We start from the raw sequence: 12,909 nt of genomic DNA on the forward strand, positions 1-12,909 counted from the left end.
GGCCCTAGCGCTTGCTGCCGCGCTTGCCGGTCTGCAGCAGTTCGCGCATGGCCTGCAAGGGCAGTTCGCGGCTGCGGCCCCGGCGCAGCACCAGGGAAAACTGCGACTGGTAGCCAAACTCGGAAGGCAGCAAGACTTTCAATCGTCCTTGCTCCACCCATGACTGCGCATAGTGCTCCGGCAGGTAGCCGATGTAGCGGCCCGAGAGGATCAGGATCAACTGCGCTTCCATGCTTTCCACCGTGGCCACGCTGCGTTTGAAACCGTGTCGGCTCAATTCTGTCTGGCTCCAGTAACTGCGGCTGACCACGCTCATTTCCGAGACCGCCGAGGCGCGCAGGTTGCGCTGCTGGAAGCAGGGATGCCGGTCGCTGCAATACAGCCACTGCTGCTCGCGGTAGAGCGGCTGGTAGACCAGGCCGTTGGCCTTGGCGGGGAAGAAGCCCACCGCGATGTCGAGGTCATTGTCCAGCAAGCCCTTTTGCAGTTCGTAGGGGCTGCGGATGAGCAGGTTCAGGTGCATGCCCGGAAACCTGCTGGAAAAGACCCCGATGGCCTCCGCCATCGGCAGGGAGGGATCGGTCACCGTCGTATCCAGCACCCCTATCTTCAGCGTGCCGCCCAGTTCGCCCTTGAGCGACTGGGTATAGCGTTCGAAACTGTCCACCTCGCCCAGCACGCGCAGCGTTTCCGAGAGCAGCAGTTCACCCTTGTCGGTGAGCGCGAAACCACCCCGTCCACGCCGGCAGACGGTGAAGCCGACATCGCTTTCCAGCTGGGCCATGTAGGTGCTGATGGCCGAGGTCGTCAGGTTGAGCTCCTGCTGGGCACGGGCAAATCCCTGGTGGCGGACCACTGCGGCAAATATGCGCAGCAACTTGAAATCGATGCCTGGGGTCATGGAGAAATCATCGTTGGAGGGGGAGCGGGGCGCACAAGGGCTGCCCGGAATCAGTTTCGAATTTTAACAACTTATTATTTGAATACAGCTATCTTTTGAGAACTATCGGCCATTGTATATTCGCTTCGTCGCAGCCTGAAGTTGCTGCCAGAACAAGGGTGATACGCAATGTCCAAAGTCTTCCACCAGCCCCAAAGCGGTAACGACATGCCGCGCTTTGCCGGCCGTTCGACCATGATGCGCCTGCCTGCGATGGACAGTGCCGCGGGCCTGGATGCGGCCTTCATCGGCGTGCCGCTGGATATCGGCACCTCCCTGCGCGCGGGCACGCGCTTCGGCCCGCGCCAGATCCGTGCGGAATCGGTGATGATCCGCCCCTACAACATGGCCACCGGTGCCGCGCCTTTCGATTCCCTGTCGGTGGCCGACATCGGCGACGTTGCCATCAATACCTACAACCTGCTCGAATCGGTGCGCGTCATCGAAGCAGCGTATGACGAGCTGATGGCGCATCCGGTCATTCCGCTCACGCTGGGCGGCGACCACACCATCACCTTGCCGATCCTGCGCGCCATTGCACGCAAGCATGGCCCGGTGGGCCTGGTGCATGTCGATGCCCATACCGATACCAATGACGACATGTTCGGCGAGAAGATCGCCCATGGCACCACCTTCCGCCGCGCCGTGGAAGAGGGCTTGCTCGATTGCAAGCGGGTGGTGCAGATCGGCCAGCGCGCGCAAGGCTACGCCAGCGGTGATTTCCAGTGGGGCGTGGACCAGGGTTTCCGCCTGGTGCAGGCCGAGCAATGCTGGCATCGCTCGCTGACACCGCTGATGGAAGAAGTACGCGCCCAGATCGGCGCCGGGCCGGTCTACCTGAGCTTCGACATCGACGGCATCGACCCCGCCTGGGCGCCCGGCACCGGCACCCCCGAAGTGGGCGGACTGACTTCCATCCAAGCCCTGGAAATCGTGCGCGGCTGCCGTGGCATGAATCTCGTGGGCTGTGATCTGGTGGAGGTCTCGCCGCCCTATGACTTGAGCGGCAATACCTCGCAGCTGGGCGCGAACCTGCTCTACGAGATGCTGTGCGTGCTGCCCGGTGTGACCTACCGCTGAGCGGCCCGCCATGGAGCTGAAGATATTTCGCAGCGGCTGGGGCATGCAAGAACCCTGGAGCCGCTGCGTGACCGAACTGCGCGAGGCTGGCTGCAGCGGCCTGGAAGCGCGCCTGCCCATGACGGTGCAGGAGCGGCATGCATTGCGCGATCGCTTGCGCGCCGAGGCGCTGGATTACATCGCCATCGTCTTCAGTGGTGTGGACGTCGTTCCACGCCAGGCTGACCGGCCGGAAATCCATTTGCAGCACCTGGCGCGCGCCTTTGACGCCGCAGCCGAACTGCAGCCGCGTTTCGTGAACCTGCTGGCCGGCAACGACCGCTGGCCCTTGTCGGAACAAGTCGATTTCCTGGGACGGGCGCAGGCCCTGGCTGATGATGCGGGCGTGCCCTGCAGCTTCGAGACCCATCGCGCCAGTTCGCTCTACAGTCCCTGGGTCACGCTGGACATCGTGCGCCAGCTGCCGCGGCTGCGCTATACCGCCGACATCAGCCACTGGGTCGTGGTGTGCGAGCGTTTGCTGGATGATCCGCTGGATGACCTCACGCCCTTCCTTGAGCGCGTACACCATGTGCAGGCGCGCGTGGGCTATGCGCAGGGGCCACAGGTGCCCGATCCCGCAGCCCCCGAATACGCGCCCGAGCTGGCATTCCACCAGCGCATCTGGGAGACGGTCTGGTCCTTCCAGCACGCCAGCGGCCATGCCACCAGCACGCTCACCCCGGAATTCGGTCCGGACGGCTACCTGCACCTGCTGCCCTATACCCGTAGTCCCGTGGCCGACCTGTGGCAGCTCAATCGCTGGATGGCGCAGCAGGAGCGCGCCCATTTCGCACGCTGGTCGCAGCAGCACGCCATCGGCTCTTCGTCATCAACGCAGTCGTCTTCTACCGCAGGAGTTTGAACATGCCTACCGGACAGCGCAATTTCACGGCCTTGCCCGTGATCGATATCAGCGGCCTCTATCGCGACGAGCCGTCACAGCGCCAGGCGGTTGCCGACCAGCTGGGTGCGGCGGCGCGCGAGGTCGGGTTTTTCTACATCACCGGGCACGGGATCGATCCGCAACTCATCGCCGGCCTGCGCGAGGCCAGCCGCGCGCTGTTTGCGCAGCCGATGCCCTGGAAGATGCGCTATTACATCGGCGATGCCTGGGGCCACAAGGGCTACGTGCCCGAGGGCGAAGAGGTCTACTCCAAAGGCCGGCCCGATCACAAGGAAGCGTTCGACATCGGTTTCGAGGTACCGGATGACCATCCGCTGGTGCTGGCCGGCACGCCCCTGATCGGCAACAACAAGTGGCCCGAGCTGCCAGGTTTCAAGGCGGCCGTGTCCCGCTATTACGAGGCGGTATTCGCGCTTGGCCGTACCTTGTTCCGTGGCTTCGCGCTGGCGCTGGGGCAGCCCGAGGATGCCTTCGAGTCCCTGGTGACCTGTCCGCCCTCGAAGCTGCGCCTGATCCATTATCCGGTCGACCTGGAAGCGGTCGATGCGCCCGGTATCGGTGCCCACACGGATTACGAATGCTTCACCCTGCTGCTGGCCGACCAGCCCGGCCTGGAAGTGATGAACGACGAGGGCGCCTGGATCGACGCGCCGCCTTGTTCGGTGGCAGGTGAGGAAGCCTTCGTCATCAATATCGGCGACATGCTCGAAGTGATGACCGCAGGCGCATTCCCGGCCACGTCCCACCGCGTGCGCAAGGTGCAGCAGGAACGCTATTCCTTCCCGCTGTTCTTCGCCTGCGACTATCACACGCGCATCCGCCCCTTGCCGCAATTTGCCAACGGATCCGGGGACGCCGGCAGCTATGGCGAACTCTCCATCGGCGAGCATATGTATTCGCAGGCCCAGCAGACTTATACCTACCTCAAGCGCAAGGTGGAAGCGGGCGAGTTGGCGATGTCTGCCGATGCACTCAAGCCTGGCAGTTTTGGTTATACCCGGCCCAGGACGCCGGCTGGTCCTTGACCCATCGTCCTTTTTTCTTTCGCTCTTTTTCTTTTCTCCAGCCGCTCACAGAAGGAGTCCAGCGCCATGACCCATCCCCTCCGCAGTATTTCGTTCAAGCGCAACCTGTTCACGCTGGTCCTCTCGGCCGTGCTGCCGGTGGCAGCGTTCGCGCAGACCATGGTCCCCGGCCAGCTCAAGGTCGGCATGGAAATCACTTATCCTCCTTTCGAATCCTGGCAGGGCGACAAGGTCGTCGGTTTCGATCCGGACATGGCCGAGATGCTGGGCCGGGAATTGAAGCTCAAGCCGTCCTTTGTCGATACCAAGTTTCCCGGCCTGATCCTTGGCCTGGGCGGCGGCCAGTTCGATGCCGTCATCTCCGGCATGTACATCACGCCCGAGCGCACTGCCCAGGCCGATGCCATTGCCTACGGCAAGACCGGTGCGGCCATCATGGTGGCCAAGGATGGGGGCGTGATGCCCAGGACTGAAAACGACCTGTGCGGCCTCAAGGTCGGCCTGCAAGCGGGGACCAGCTGGGTCAACGCCTTGAAGAAACTCTCGGCCGAATACTGTGTGCCGCAGGGCAAGCCGGCGGTAGTCGTGAGCGAATTCCCGACCGCGCCGGAAGCCTCGCAGGCCCTGCTGTCGAGGAACATCCAGGCTCAGATGGAAATCGCTGGTGCCGCCAAGATGCTGGCAGAGCGCAGCAAGGGGCGCATCGTCATCAGCTCGCAAGCCCTGGTGTATCCGCAGACGCTGGGCATCTACGTCAAGAAGGGCAATACCGCCCTGTACCAGGCCTTGCAGAAAGCGCTGGCGGCAGGCCAGGCCAGCGGCGACTATGCGGCGCTCATCAAGAAATACGATCTTGAGCCCGTGGCGGTAGCCAAGTAACGTCGACCTTGACTCACCGGGAGCCCTCGCATGGCATTGGATTGGTCGTATTTCTGGTCCCTCTTTTCGATGGGGATCTTCTGGCGCGCGTGTCTCACGGTGGTCGAGCTGGGTTCGCTGGTATGGGTGCTGGGCATGGCGCTGGGCTTCTTGCTGGCCTGCGCCCGCACCTCCGAGACGCGCTGGATCAACTGGGCCGCCGGCCTGTATATCTGGCTCTTCCGCAGCCTGCCGCTGCTGGTCGTGGTGGTGGTGGTCTTCAACCTGCCGCAGATTTTCCCGCTGACCCGCGCCGTTGTGGGTGATCCCTTCTTTGCCGGGCTGGTGGCCATGGTGCTCACCGAGGCCGCCTACATGGCCGAGATCCACCGCGGCGGCCTGCAGTCGGTCGCCCGCGGTCAGCGCGAGGCCGCACGCGCCCTGGCGCTGGGCCTGTTCGGCACGATGCGGCTGATCGTCATCCCGCAAGCGTTCCGGATCGCCTTGCCCACCCTCATCAACGAATACGTCACCATCATCAAGCTGACTTCGCTGGTATCGGTGATCTCCTTGCCTGAGTTGCTGATGACGGGCCTGCGCCTGTATTCGCAGAATTTCCTGGTGATGGAAACCCTGCTTGGCGTGGCCGTGTATTACGTCTTGCTGGTGACGCTCTTCAGCACGCTGCTGGGTTGGTTCGAGCGCCGGCTGGATCTGCAGAAGCGCCGTCCCGCAACCCTCGGCGAGGCCGACTGCGCGGCCTTGCGCAAGCAGCTCGGCAACTTGCGGGTCGCACCAGCGGCGAGCCAGGCGCCAGGCCAGCCTAGCGCATTGGAGCTGGTCAACATCCACAAAGCCTATGGCCCGCATCAGGTTCTCAAAGGCGTGAACCTGAGCGTGGGCAAGGGCGAGGTGATTTCCATCATCGGACCCTCGGGTTCCGGCAAGACCTCGCTGATCCGCACCATCAATGCGCTGGAAAAGATCGACCAGGGCGAGATCATTCTCTTCGGCGAAGGCTATATCAGCGCCAATGCCTCGCTCGACAGCAGGCTGGTGCGCAATGGCATCAGCCGCATCGGCATGGTGTTCCAGGGCTTCAACCTGTTCCCCCACCTGAGCGTGCTGGAGAACGTGTTGCTGGCACCGCGTTACCATCATGAGCCGGGCGATCCGGCGCTGCGCCAGACCCAAGCGCTGCAACTGCTGGACAAGGTGGGCCTGCTGGCGCACCAGCACAAATACCCGCACCAGCTCTCCGGTGGGCAGCAGCAGCGGGTGGCCATCGCCCGCGCCTTGGCCATGTCGCCTGAGGTGATGCTCTTTGACGAACCCACCTCGGCACTGGACCCCGAGCTGGTCGGCGAGGTCTTGAAGGTGATCCAGGATCTGGCCCAGGAGGGCATGACGATGGTGATCGTCACGCATGAGATGGACTTTGCGCTGACCATCTCGGACCGGGTGCTCTTCATGGAAAACGGCCTGGTCCAGCTGGATGCCTCGCCCCGGCACATCCGCCAGGCAACGACCACCGACGCCGCGACGCTGCGCGTGCGCCGCTTCATGGGATTGGACACTTGAAATGACGATGACTAATGACGAACCCAGCCTGCGCCGCGACCTCGCCGCCGCATATCGGCTGGCCGCGCTGTTCGGCTGGGATGACACGCTCTACACGCATTTCTCGGTACGGTTGCCGCGCGCGGCCAATGCGTCGCCGGAGGATGATCGTTTCCTGATCAATCCCTTCGGGATGATGTTCGACGAAGTGCGCGCCAGCGATTTGCTGGTGGTCGACCTGCAGGGGCGCGTGGTCTCCGGCAGTGCCGATTACAACGTCGCCGGCTTCACCATCCACAGCGCAGTACACATGGCCCGTGAGGATGCGCATTGCGTCCTGCACACCCACACGCTGCCCGGCATGGCGGTGGCAGCCTGCGAGCAGGGGCTGCTGCAGCTCAACCAGATCAGCACCGAGTTCTACCAGCGGGTCGGCGTGCATGCCTATGAGGGCGTGGCCTTCGATCTGGATGAACGCACGCGCATTCAACAATCGCTGGGCAACAACATCGCCTTGCTGTTGCGCCATCACGGCCTCTTGTCAGTGGGGGCCACGGTGGCCGATGCGTTCGCGATCATGTTTTACCTCAATCGCGCGTGCGAGATCCAGATGGCTGCGGCACAAATGGCCTCGGTGGCTGGGCCGGTCACCGAGATCCCGGCGCACCTGAGCCAGCACGCCTGCGAGCAGCTGCAAAGCGTCGAGCATGAGCGCCAGATCCTGTGGCAAGCCTGGTTGCGTCGCCTGGACCGGATCGATCCTTCCTACCGCGACTGAGGGCCACACCCATGCCGACCCTGTTGATTTGCAGCGCGACCGATGACCTCAGCGACCTGCACGTGGTGTTTCGTGAAGAGGCTGCGCGCCGCATGCCGGCGCTGCAGGTGCGGCTGTGGCCGGACCTGCCTGATCCGGACGATGTGGAGGCGGTTGCCGGCTGGTATCCGCCGGCCGGGGTTATCGAGCGCTTGTCCAATCTGCGCCTGATTTCTTCGATTGCGGCCGGAGTCGATCATGTGCTCGATGCCGCGCGGGCTCACCCTGACGTGCCGCTGTGCCGTATCGTCGATCCCGCACTGGCCGCAGGCATGGCTGAATACGTGCTGTGGGCCGTGTTGTATTACCACCGTGCGCTGGACCAGGCGTTGCAGCAGCAAGTGCAGCGTGTGTGGAAGATTCCGTCGCAAAAGCCGGCGCATCAGACGCATGTTGGCCTGATGGGGCTGGGTGCGCTCGGTAGCCATCTGGCCGGCGTGTTGCGCGGTCAGGGTTTCACGGTCAGTGGCTGGTCGCGTTCGGCACATCACATCGAGGGCGTGAGGACTTATGCCGGGGACGATGCGCTTCATGCCTTCCTGCAGGCACCCGATATCGTGGTCTGCCTCTTGCCGCTGACCGATGCCACCCGCAAGCTGCTGGGGCGCGACGTATTTGCGGCGATGAAGCCGGGCGCAGCGCTGGTGCATTGCGGCCGGGGAGAGCACCTGGTGGAGGAGGACCTGTTGATGGCATTGGACCGGCAGCATTTGCGCGGGGCCGTGCTGGATGTCTTTGCGCAGGAGCCGTTGCCCGCATCAAACGCGCTGTGGTCGCACCCGCGCGTGGTGGTTACGCCGCATATGGCGTCGAGTGCGCAGCCTTCGGTCATCGTCGGGCAGATTCTGGATAACTTGCAGCGGCTGCGCCGTGGAGAGGCTGCGTTGCATGAGGTTGATCGGAGCCGGGGATATTAGAAGAGGAGGGCGGTGCTGACCTGGAATTGCGTATCCGCTCATGGCGAGAGAGGAAATGACTAGTCACCAAATTCATATTGCAGTTCATGGACATGGGCTTAATCCATATAATGCCTTAGGTCGGTGGTGGTATGGCAAGCCTGATTGGGCAAAGAATCTTCAAATCAACATTGGCGGTAAAGCGGCTAGCGGAGTTGGTAATGACTAATGTCGAAAAAAATAATTTGTTTAGTCACACTGACCTGGAGTATCCAGTTTTAATGTCCGGCCAAGGGTACATGTCAATATTCAAAGATGCTGACGCTTTGACTACTTGCTCGAGTACTGCTTTTGAGAATTCTGTATATCAGAAGTCGAATTTTATCGATACTTCAGGAGCGCAGTTCCGAGTTTCTTCTGTCGAGAAGAAAGGGTTTGCTAAACCTTTTTTTGGTTTTCGCCTGATGACGGCTCGTCAGATGATTGTTGATTTAAGTTTTTTGAAGATGGGAGATCTAACTTTTTCTGATGTTGTCAGGGAAGTTTCGAACACTATAAAAAATTCGAATTTGGGTGCTGATCCAGATTTCTTTGAGGGAATAGTGGTGTCTTCGAAAACGACCAAAGAATTCTTTGAGGCGTTGGCTAAGTAGACTGCGGATACCTTTTCAATTACCTCAGGAATTAGATGGGCGCTCGACTTGTCGGTGTGCGAGCTTTTTATAGGCGGGACTCCTGCTTTAGTTGCATCGGTAAGCTGTACGTTGGGGGTGCCGCCAGTCACCTTCGGTGATTTCATCTTTATGGAATACAGACGCAAGGGAAAGATGATTGATCAGTTCTGTGAGTGACGTCGTCGAAAAGTTTTTTGCTGGTGACGCGAGAGAAGTTGAGTGCGTATCGAGCTGAGCAATAGTTTTGTGCAAACAGGTGTGCGCGCCGTGCAATGGCAGGTCCTTGATACCCGGAAGCGAAAGCATTTGAAGACGGCCGAGGTGTTCAACTAAATATGGATTCGACCTTTAAAGGCTTCATTGATTGAGTAAATATATAAACAATTCTTTCGAAGTCGTGTTTGAAAAGGTGCCACCACAGAAGATTGGTGAGCTTGTTAGCGAGCTTCTATCTCATGCGGGCGAGACTGAATGTATCGAATTTTCCGAGGAAAACGCAGGGGGAGATAGTCGTGCGTTTACCCCAGATGAGCTGGCTGACAAGCTATCGACCGGGCCGGACTTGACGGCGATGATTCGTGTACGACGCTTCAACACAAGTGCTGCGATTATTGATCTTGTGCTGATGAGAGCGATCAAGTATGACAACATCATTGATCTGGAGATTAGCTTCGACATCGATGATGGGGGAAAATCAACGGAGATAATGCAAGCTTTGCATCAGTATGCATTGGGCATCGCAAGCTCGTTTTCGACGGGCGATGTGTACGGTGGAATGGAGCCTGCTAGGGATTGTGCGACCAGATACTTTACAAATTCCAAGTCTGGCCCACTCCCATTTAGCGAGGATTAGATTCGGCAAACAACTCAGTAAGTGGGCTTGATCCACAGGGAGCGTCGAGCGCGTTCTTGGATACTGGGAAGGCAGTTTGGAATACCGGGGTCAACGTTGTTGAAGGCAGTGTGAACCTTCTGAGTGGTGTCTTACCTGGCGGCCCAGATTACTACGCATTTGCCAACGGCGCTCGATTGGACTATGACACGCCAGTGTTTGGGGAAACCCTTGAGTTGCTAATACCTTTGAAATTGGCGGGTGCCGGCACCACTGGGCGAAGGGCGTCAGCCGGAGTGGCCGAAGGCGAAGCAATGTTCGGCATGTGCTTCGTTGCAGGGACTTCGATTCAGACCCCGGCTGGTATCAGGAATATCGAGGATATCCAAGTAGGAGATGCTGTTTACTCCGCACAGCCAGGAACGAACCAGCTGACGCAGAAGCCTCTTGTCCGAGTATTCCATAATTCCGATCGGCCGATCATTCGCGTGACGATATCTGATCGGGATCGCCGCTCGCAGGTCTTTGGCGTTACGCCGGAGCATCCGTTTTGGGTAATTGGAAAGGGCTGGATTCCTGCGCATCAGTTGCGGAACGGTGATGCACTACAGGGCATTGATCAAGAGGGATGGCATGTAATTGCTGTCGTCGATAGCGGCGAGCGAGCTGATACCTTCAACTTTGAAGTACAGGAGTTACACAACTAATTCGTGGGCCAGCAGGGTGTCTTAGTCCACAATCAATCAAGATTGAAAGGTGGCGAGAATCCGGCTGCGCGCGTGGTAGGGAAGCCCATAAGAACTATAAGAATGCGCTTGGTGATGATGGCTATGAGTTCAATAAAGCCTTGCCAGGCGGAAGTAGACCTGATGCTTTGAACTACACAAATAATACGGTTCGTGAGTTAAAGCCCGATAATCCTGATGCAATGAGGCAGGGATGGAGGCAGCTTGAAAATTATGCCAAAGAGCTGGAAGAGTTGACCGGGCAACTTTGGAATAAAGTTTTGGATACCCATAGAAGATGATTGAAAAAACAAAATTCAAGAAAATATTCGGTGAGGTATTTTCCGGGTCTGGCTTTGCGAAAAAGGGCCAGAGGTGGTTGTTGCCTGGTAAAGACGCCATCGTGGTTGTTAACCTCCAGAAGTCCGATTTTGCTGAGAAATTTTATGTGAATATCGGTATCTGGTTAAGAGCTCTAGGAGAATCTGAATTCCCCCAAGAGAATCATTGCCAAATTCAAGTGCGGCTTGGCAGTCTATTTGCCGAACATGTCTCGTTGATTGATAAGGCATGTAGCTTGGAGCTCGCCGAACAATCAGATATTGACGAACTTCTGACTATTTTGAGAGAGCGGTTAGTACCCTTCTGTCGGCTTTCACTGACCTTGGAGGGGTTGCGACAACACGCGGAAGCTAAGCTCTTTGTTGGCGCCTTGATCTTTAAACAGGCCAGGGATTTACTTGAAATAGCATAGCGATTGGGGCAGTTGTCGCCAAACAGTGCTCCTAACGGCGGCATCCTTACTCAACTGATGGACAGCTATACGGGTGACAACCGCAGTGTGACGTGGTCGGAGACCGGCGCAGTCTTTGGCAATCCAAGGCGCTTGATGAGTGTCAGTATCGGGACAGCTTGGTTGTCACTTCTGGACGCGTAAAAATGGGGATGGGGTGACATGGTAAAGCGATCTCAGAGGCAGAAGTCTGATGGCCGCTGAATAGAGTGTGCTTAACCGGCAGCGATATAAAGATGGAATTTACCAATTGGATCAAAAATAAGTCATCCCTGATTTCAGGGATGCATGATCGCGGCTATAGATTATGTGCATCCGATGATGAAAATCATTGTGTTTTCTATCCGGAGATCAGGTTAAAAATTTTTCCAAAAATAACGCTTTCGCAATGGGATGAGAGCACCTTTCGAAGTGCAATAATTTTATGCTCACGAGATGTGGCTGAAGAATTTCGTGAAAAAGATTTGTGGCTTGATGAGATGCCAGGTTTGGAAGGGAATTCGATTGGCGTATTGTCCGTGGAGCTGCTATGGCTGCGTTGGAACAACAACCCGGACTTGATGCAAAACTACCGCGATGACTATCGGAAATCATTTGAATCTGGATGCATGAGATTTTTTGAAGACCTGGATACATTCGGAATTCCATTCATTTCTTCGCTATCGAGGCCTGATCCATTGGCGAATGCCCTCGAAAATATTGATGAATATCCGGCTAACATAATGCAGGGGGGAAAGCCGAGATCGGCTGATCCATTTATCTATTCGGCTATTTTGTCCATGCGCAATGGTGAAATCGCTCAGGCGAAAGAGGCCCTGAAAAAAGGTGAGCTGAAATATGCATGTGTTAATCCCGATATCGAATGGCAGCACAGACGATCCTTAAATTACAAAGAGAGAATGCGTCGAATTTTGCGAGCGTAAGGAAATAGGCTGTGCTGCTCGATTGGCAGCGACATGGCTTTGATTCGAAAAAGCGGCATGACGCGTGTTTTCCGTGGTGGAATTAAAAGCTCCCTCGGGAGCAGATCTTGAGAAGACGTTCCTCAGGCGCAGAAAATGTAGCTGAAACGGAATATTGCCCGGCTAGCATCGTGCAGATACAGCCACCCGGATTTCTAGGAATGCGAACACATGAACACGTTTGATCAACGACTTATCACTCTGATTCGTCAGCTCATTTCATGGCTAGTCGCGGGTGATTACGAAGCGGCCCAGCGCCGTTCACGCGGTATTCGCCTTTCCGCCGACCTGATGCGTGATGCTGTCTTGAGATACGGTCGGACGTTGGTTATTCCGCCCGACACTGCATTCGCCGGTATCGATGCGATTGAAGTCAGGAATGCCGTTAGCCCAACCTGGTCTGTTCGCTTTGATCTTTGGACGGCTGAGGAGGGCCGGTCAGACCTCTCGTTGGAATGCACGTTAATCGACCGCGGTGCAGGCCATATTGATTTGGAGATTGATAATTTGCACTCGCTTTGAGCTTGATCCTGCCGCGAGACACAAGATGAGATGGAGTTAGCCGTCGAGTAACTGGTGCAGGCCGGGCTCGTAGTATCCCTGGCATTTGACTGAGATTTGAGGGAGCCAGGGCGTTCGCCCCAAACGCAAAAGTCCGGTTGATTTTCATCAACCGGACTTTTATGTTTTGCTGCGCACGGAGGACCTCGGTCACGTCCCGCGACCCCGTCCGGCCTTGCAAGGCCGGACTTTCTCGTCCCTCCCGCAAGGCGCGCAGGCGCCTTGCTCGTGGTCCCCAAA

Annotated in this window: 15 protein-coding genes; 14 read left to right on the plus strand and 1 reads right to left on the minus strand. The window is 58.0% G+C overall.

The window, feature by feature from the left end; translation table 11 throughout:
- Positions 1–4 precede the first annotated feature (4 nt).
- Positions 5–901, minus strand: coding sequence for a LysR family transcriptional regulator (locus CEJ45_RS00930; RefSeq protein WP_088753381.1), 897 nt, complete (start codon positions 899–901; stop codon positions 5–7).
- Positions 902–1,069: 168 nt separating this feature from the next.
- Between CEJ45_RS00930 and speB the strand changes: the two genes are divergently transcribed.
- The 14 genes from speB to CEJ45_RS00990 all read left to right on the plus strand — a co-directional run bounded on the left by speB (position 1,070) and on the right by CEJ45_RS00990 (position 12,630).
- Complete coding sequence (speB, locus tag CEJ45_RS00935) at positions 1,070–2,020, plus strand: agmatinase (RefSeq protein ID WP_088753382.1); 951 nt, start codon at positions 1,070–1,072, stop codon at positions 2,018–2,020.
- Positions 2,021–2,030: 10 nt separating this feature from the next.
- A complete protein-coding gene (locus tag CEJ45_RS00940; protein ID WP_088753383.1) occupies positions 2,031–2,924 on the plus strand; it encodes a sugar phosphate isomerase/epimerase family protein in 894 nt (297 codons plus the stop codon).
- Positions 2,925–2,926: 2 nt separating this feature from the next.
- On the plus strand, positions 2,927–3,991 hold the full coding sequence (locus CEJ45_RS00945; RefSeq protein ID WP_088753384.1) for an isopenicillin N synthase family dioxygenase: 1,065 nt from the start codon (positions 2,927–2,929) through the stop codon (positions 3,989–3,991).
- Positions 3,992–4,057: 66 nt separating this feature from the next.
- On the plus strand, positions 4,058–4,870 hold the full coding sequence (locus CEJ45_RS00950; protein ID WP_088753385.1) for a transporter substrate-binding domain-containing protein: 813 nt from the start codon (positions 4,058–4,060) through the stop codon (positions 4,868–4,870).
- Positions 4,871–4,900: 30 nt separating this feature from the next.
- Positions 4,901–6,430, plus strand: a complete 1,530-nt coding sequence (locus tag CEJ45_RS25260) for an amino acid ABC transporter permease/ATP-binding protein (protein WP_088753386.1) — start codon at positions 4,901–4,903, stop codon at positions 6,428–6,430.
- Positions 6,431–6,437: 7 nt separating this feature from the next.
- Entirely contained in the window at positions 6,438–7,187 is a 750-nt protein-coding gene (locus tag CEJ45_RS00960; protein WP_088753387.1) for a class II aldolase/adducin family protein, read from the plus strand.
- An 11-nt stretch (positions 7,188–7,198) separates the two neighbouring features.
- A complete protein-coding gene (locus tag CEJ45_RS00965; protein WP_088753388.1) occupies positions 7,199–8,143 on the plus strand; it encodes a 2-hydroxyacid dehydrogenase in 945 nt (314 codons plus the stop codon).
- A 131-nt stretch (positions 8,144–8,274) separates the two neighbouring features.
- Positions 8,275–8,775: a hypothetical protein gene (locus CEJ45_RS24430; protein ID WP_141106946.1), complete on the plus strand. Its 501-nt coding sequence runs from the start codon at positions 8,275–8,277 to the stop codon at positions 8,773–8,775.
- Between the two features lie 385 nt (positions 8,776–9,160).
- Positions 9,161–9,649, plus strand: coding sequence for a hypothetical protein (locus CEJ45_RS00970; RefSeq protein ID WP_141106947.1), 489 nt, complete (start codon positions 9,161–9,163; stop codon positions 9,647–9,649).
- Between the two features lie 56 nt (positions 9,650–9,705).
- Complete coding sequence (locus CEJ45_RS24435; RefSeq protein ID WP_141106948.1) at positions 9,706–10,335, plus strand: polymorphic toxin-type HINT domain-containing protein; 630 nt, start codon at positions 9,706–9,708, stop codon at positions 10,333–10,335.
- A 41-nt stretch (positions 10,336–10,376) separates the two neighbouring features.
- Positions 10,377–10,655, plus strand: a complete 279-nt coding sequence (locus tag CEJ45_RS25350; protein ID WP_420913279.1) for a hypothetical protein — start codon at positions 10,377–10,379, stop codon at positions 10,653–10,655.
- Positions 10,652–11,107: a DUF4304 domain-containing protein gene (locus CEJ45_RS00985; RefSeq protein ID WP_088753392.1), complete on the plus strand. Its 456-nt coding sequence runs from the start codon at positions 10,652–10,654 to the stop codon at positions 11,105–11,107. Before CEJ45_RS25350 ends, CEJ45_RS00985 begins: the two co-directional genes overlap by 4 nt.
- Positions 11,108–11,382: 275 nt before the next feature.
- Entirely contained in the window at positions 11,383–12,069 is a 687-nt protein-coding gene (locus tag CEJ45_RS24440; protein ID WP_141106949.1) for a hypothetical protein, read from the plus strand.
- A 210-nt stretch (positions 12,070–12,279) separates the two neighbouring features.
- On the plus strand, positions 12,280–12,630 hold the full coding sequence (locus CEJ45_RS00990) for a DUF7668 domain-containing protein (RefSeq protein WP_088753393.1): 351 nt from the start codon (positions 12,280–12,282) through the stop codon (positions 12,628–12,630).
- Positions 12,631–12,909 lie beyond the last annotated feature (279 nt).

The sequence above is a fragment of the Herbaspirillum aquaticum genome (assembly GCF_002213425.1).
In the GTDB taxonomy this organism is placed as follows: domain Bacteria; phylum Pseudomonadota; class Gammaproteobacteria; order Burkholderiales; family Burkholderiaceae_D; genus Herbaspirillum; species Herbaspirillum aquaticum.

What these genes read in the sequence shown, in the direction of transcription:
- speB (WP_088753382.1), top strand. Translation starts at nt 1,070, where the DNA reads ATGTCCAAAGTCTTCCACCAGCCCCAAAGCGGTAACGACATGCCGCGC.
- CEJ45_RS00940 (WP_088753383.1), top strand. Translation starts at nt 2,031, where the DNA reads ATGGAGCTGAAGATATTTCGCAGCGGCTGGGGCATGCAAGAACCCTGG.
- CEJ45_RS00965 (WP_088753388.1), top strand. Translation starts at nt 7,199, where the DNA reads ATGCCGACCCTGTTGATTTGCAGCGCGACCGATGACCTCAGCGACCTG.
- CEJ45_RS24440 (WP_141106949.1), top strand. Translation starts at nt 11,383, where the DNA reads ATGGAATTTACCAATTGGATCAAAAATAAGTCATCCCTGATTTCAGGG.
- CEJ45_RS24430 (WP_141106946.1), top strand. Translation starts at nt 8,275, where the DNA reads ATGGCAAGCCTGATTGGGCAAAGAATCTTCAAATCAACATTGGCGGTA.
- CEJ45_RS25260 (WP_088753386.1), top strand. Translation starts at nt 4,901, where the DNA reads ATGGCATTGGATTGGTCGTATTTCTGGTCCCTCTTTTCGATGGGGATC.
- CEJ45_RS00960 (WP_088753387.1), top strand. Translation starts at nt 6,438, where the DNA reads ATGACTAATGACGAACCCAGCCTGCGCCGCGACCTCGCCGCCGCATAT.
- CEJ45_RS00945 (WP_088753384.1), top strand. Translation starts at nt 2,927, where the DNA reads ATGCCTACCGGACAGCGCAATTTCACGGCCTTGCCCGTGATCGATATC.
- CEJ45_RS00950 (WP_088753385.1), top strand. Translation starts at nt 4,058, where the DNA reads ATGACCCATCCCCTCCGCAGTATTTCGTTCAAGCGCAACCTGTTCACG.
- CEJ45_RS00930 (WP_088753381.1), bottom strand. Translation starts at nt 901, where the DNA reads ATGACCCCAGGCATCGATTTCAAGTTGCTGCGCATATTTGCCGCAGTG.
- CEJ45_RS00985 (WP_088753392.1), top strand. Translation starts at nt 10,652, where the DNA reads ATGATTGAAAAAACAAAATTCAAGAAAATATTCGGTGAGGTATTTTCC.
- CEJ45_RS00990 (WP_088753393.1), top strand. Translation starts at nt 12,280, where the DNA reads ATGAACACGTTTGATCAACGACTTATCACTCTGATTCGTCAGCTCATT.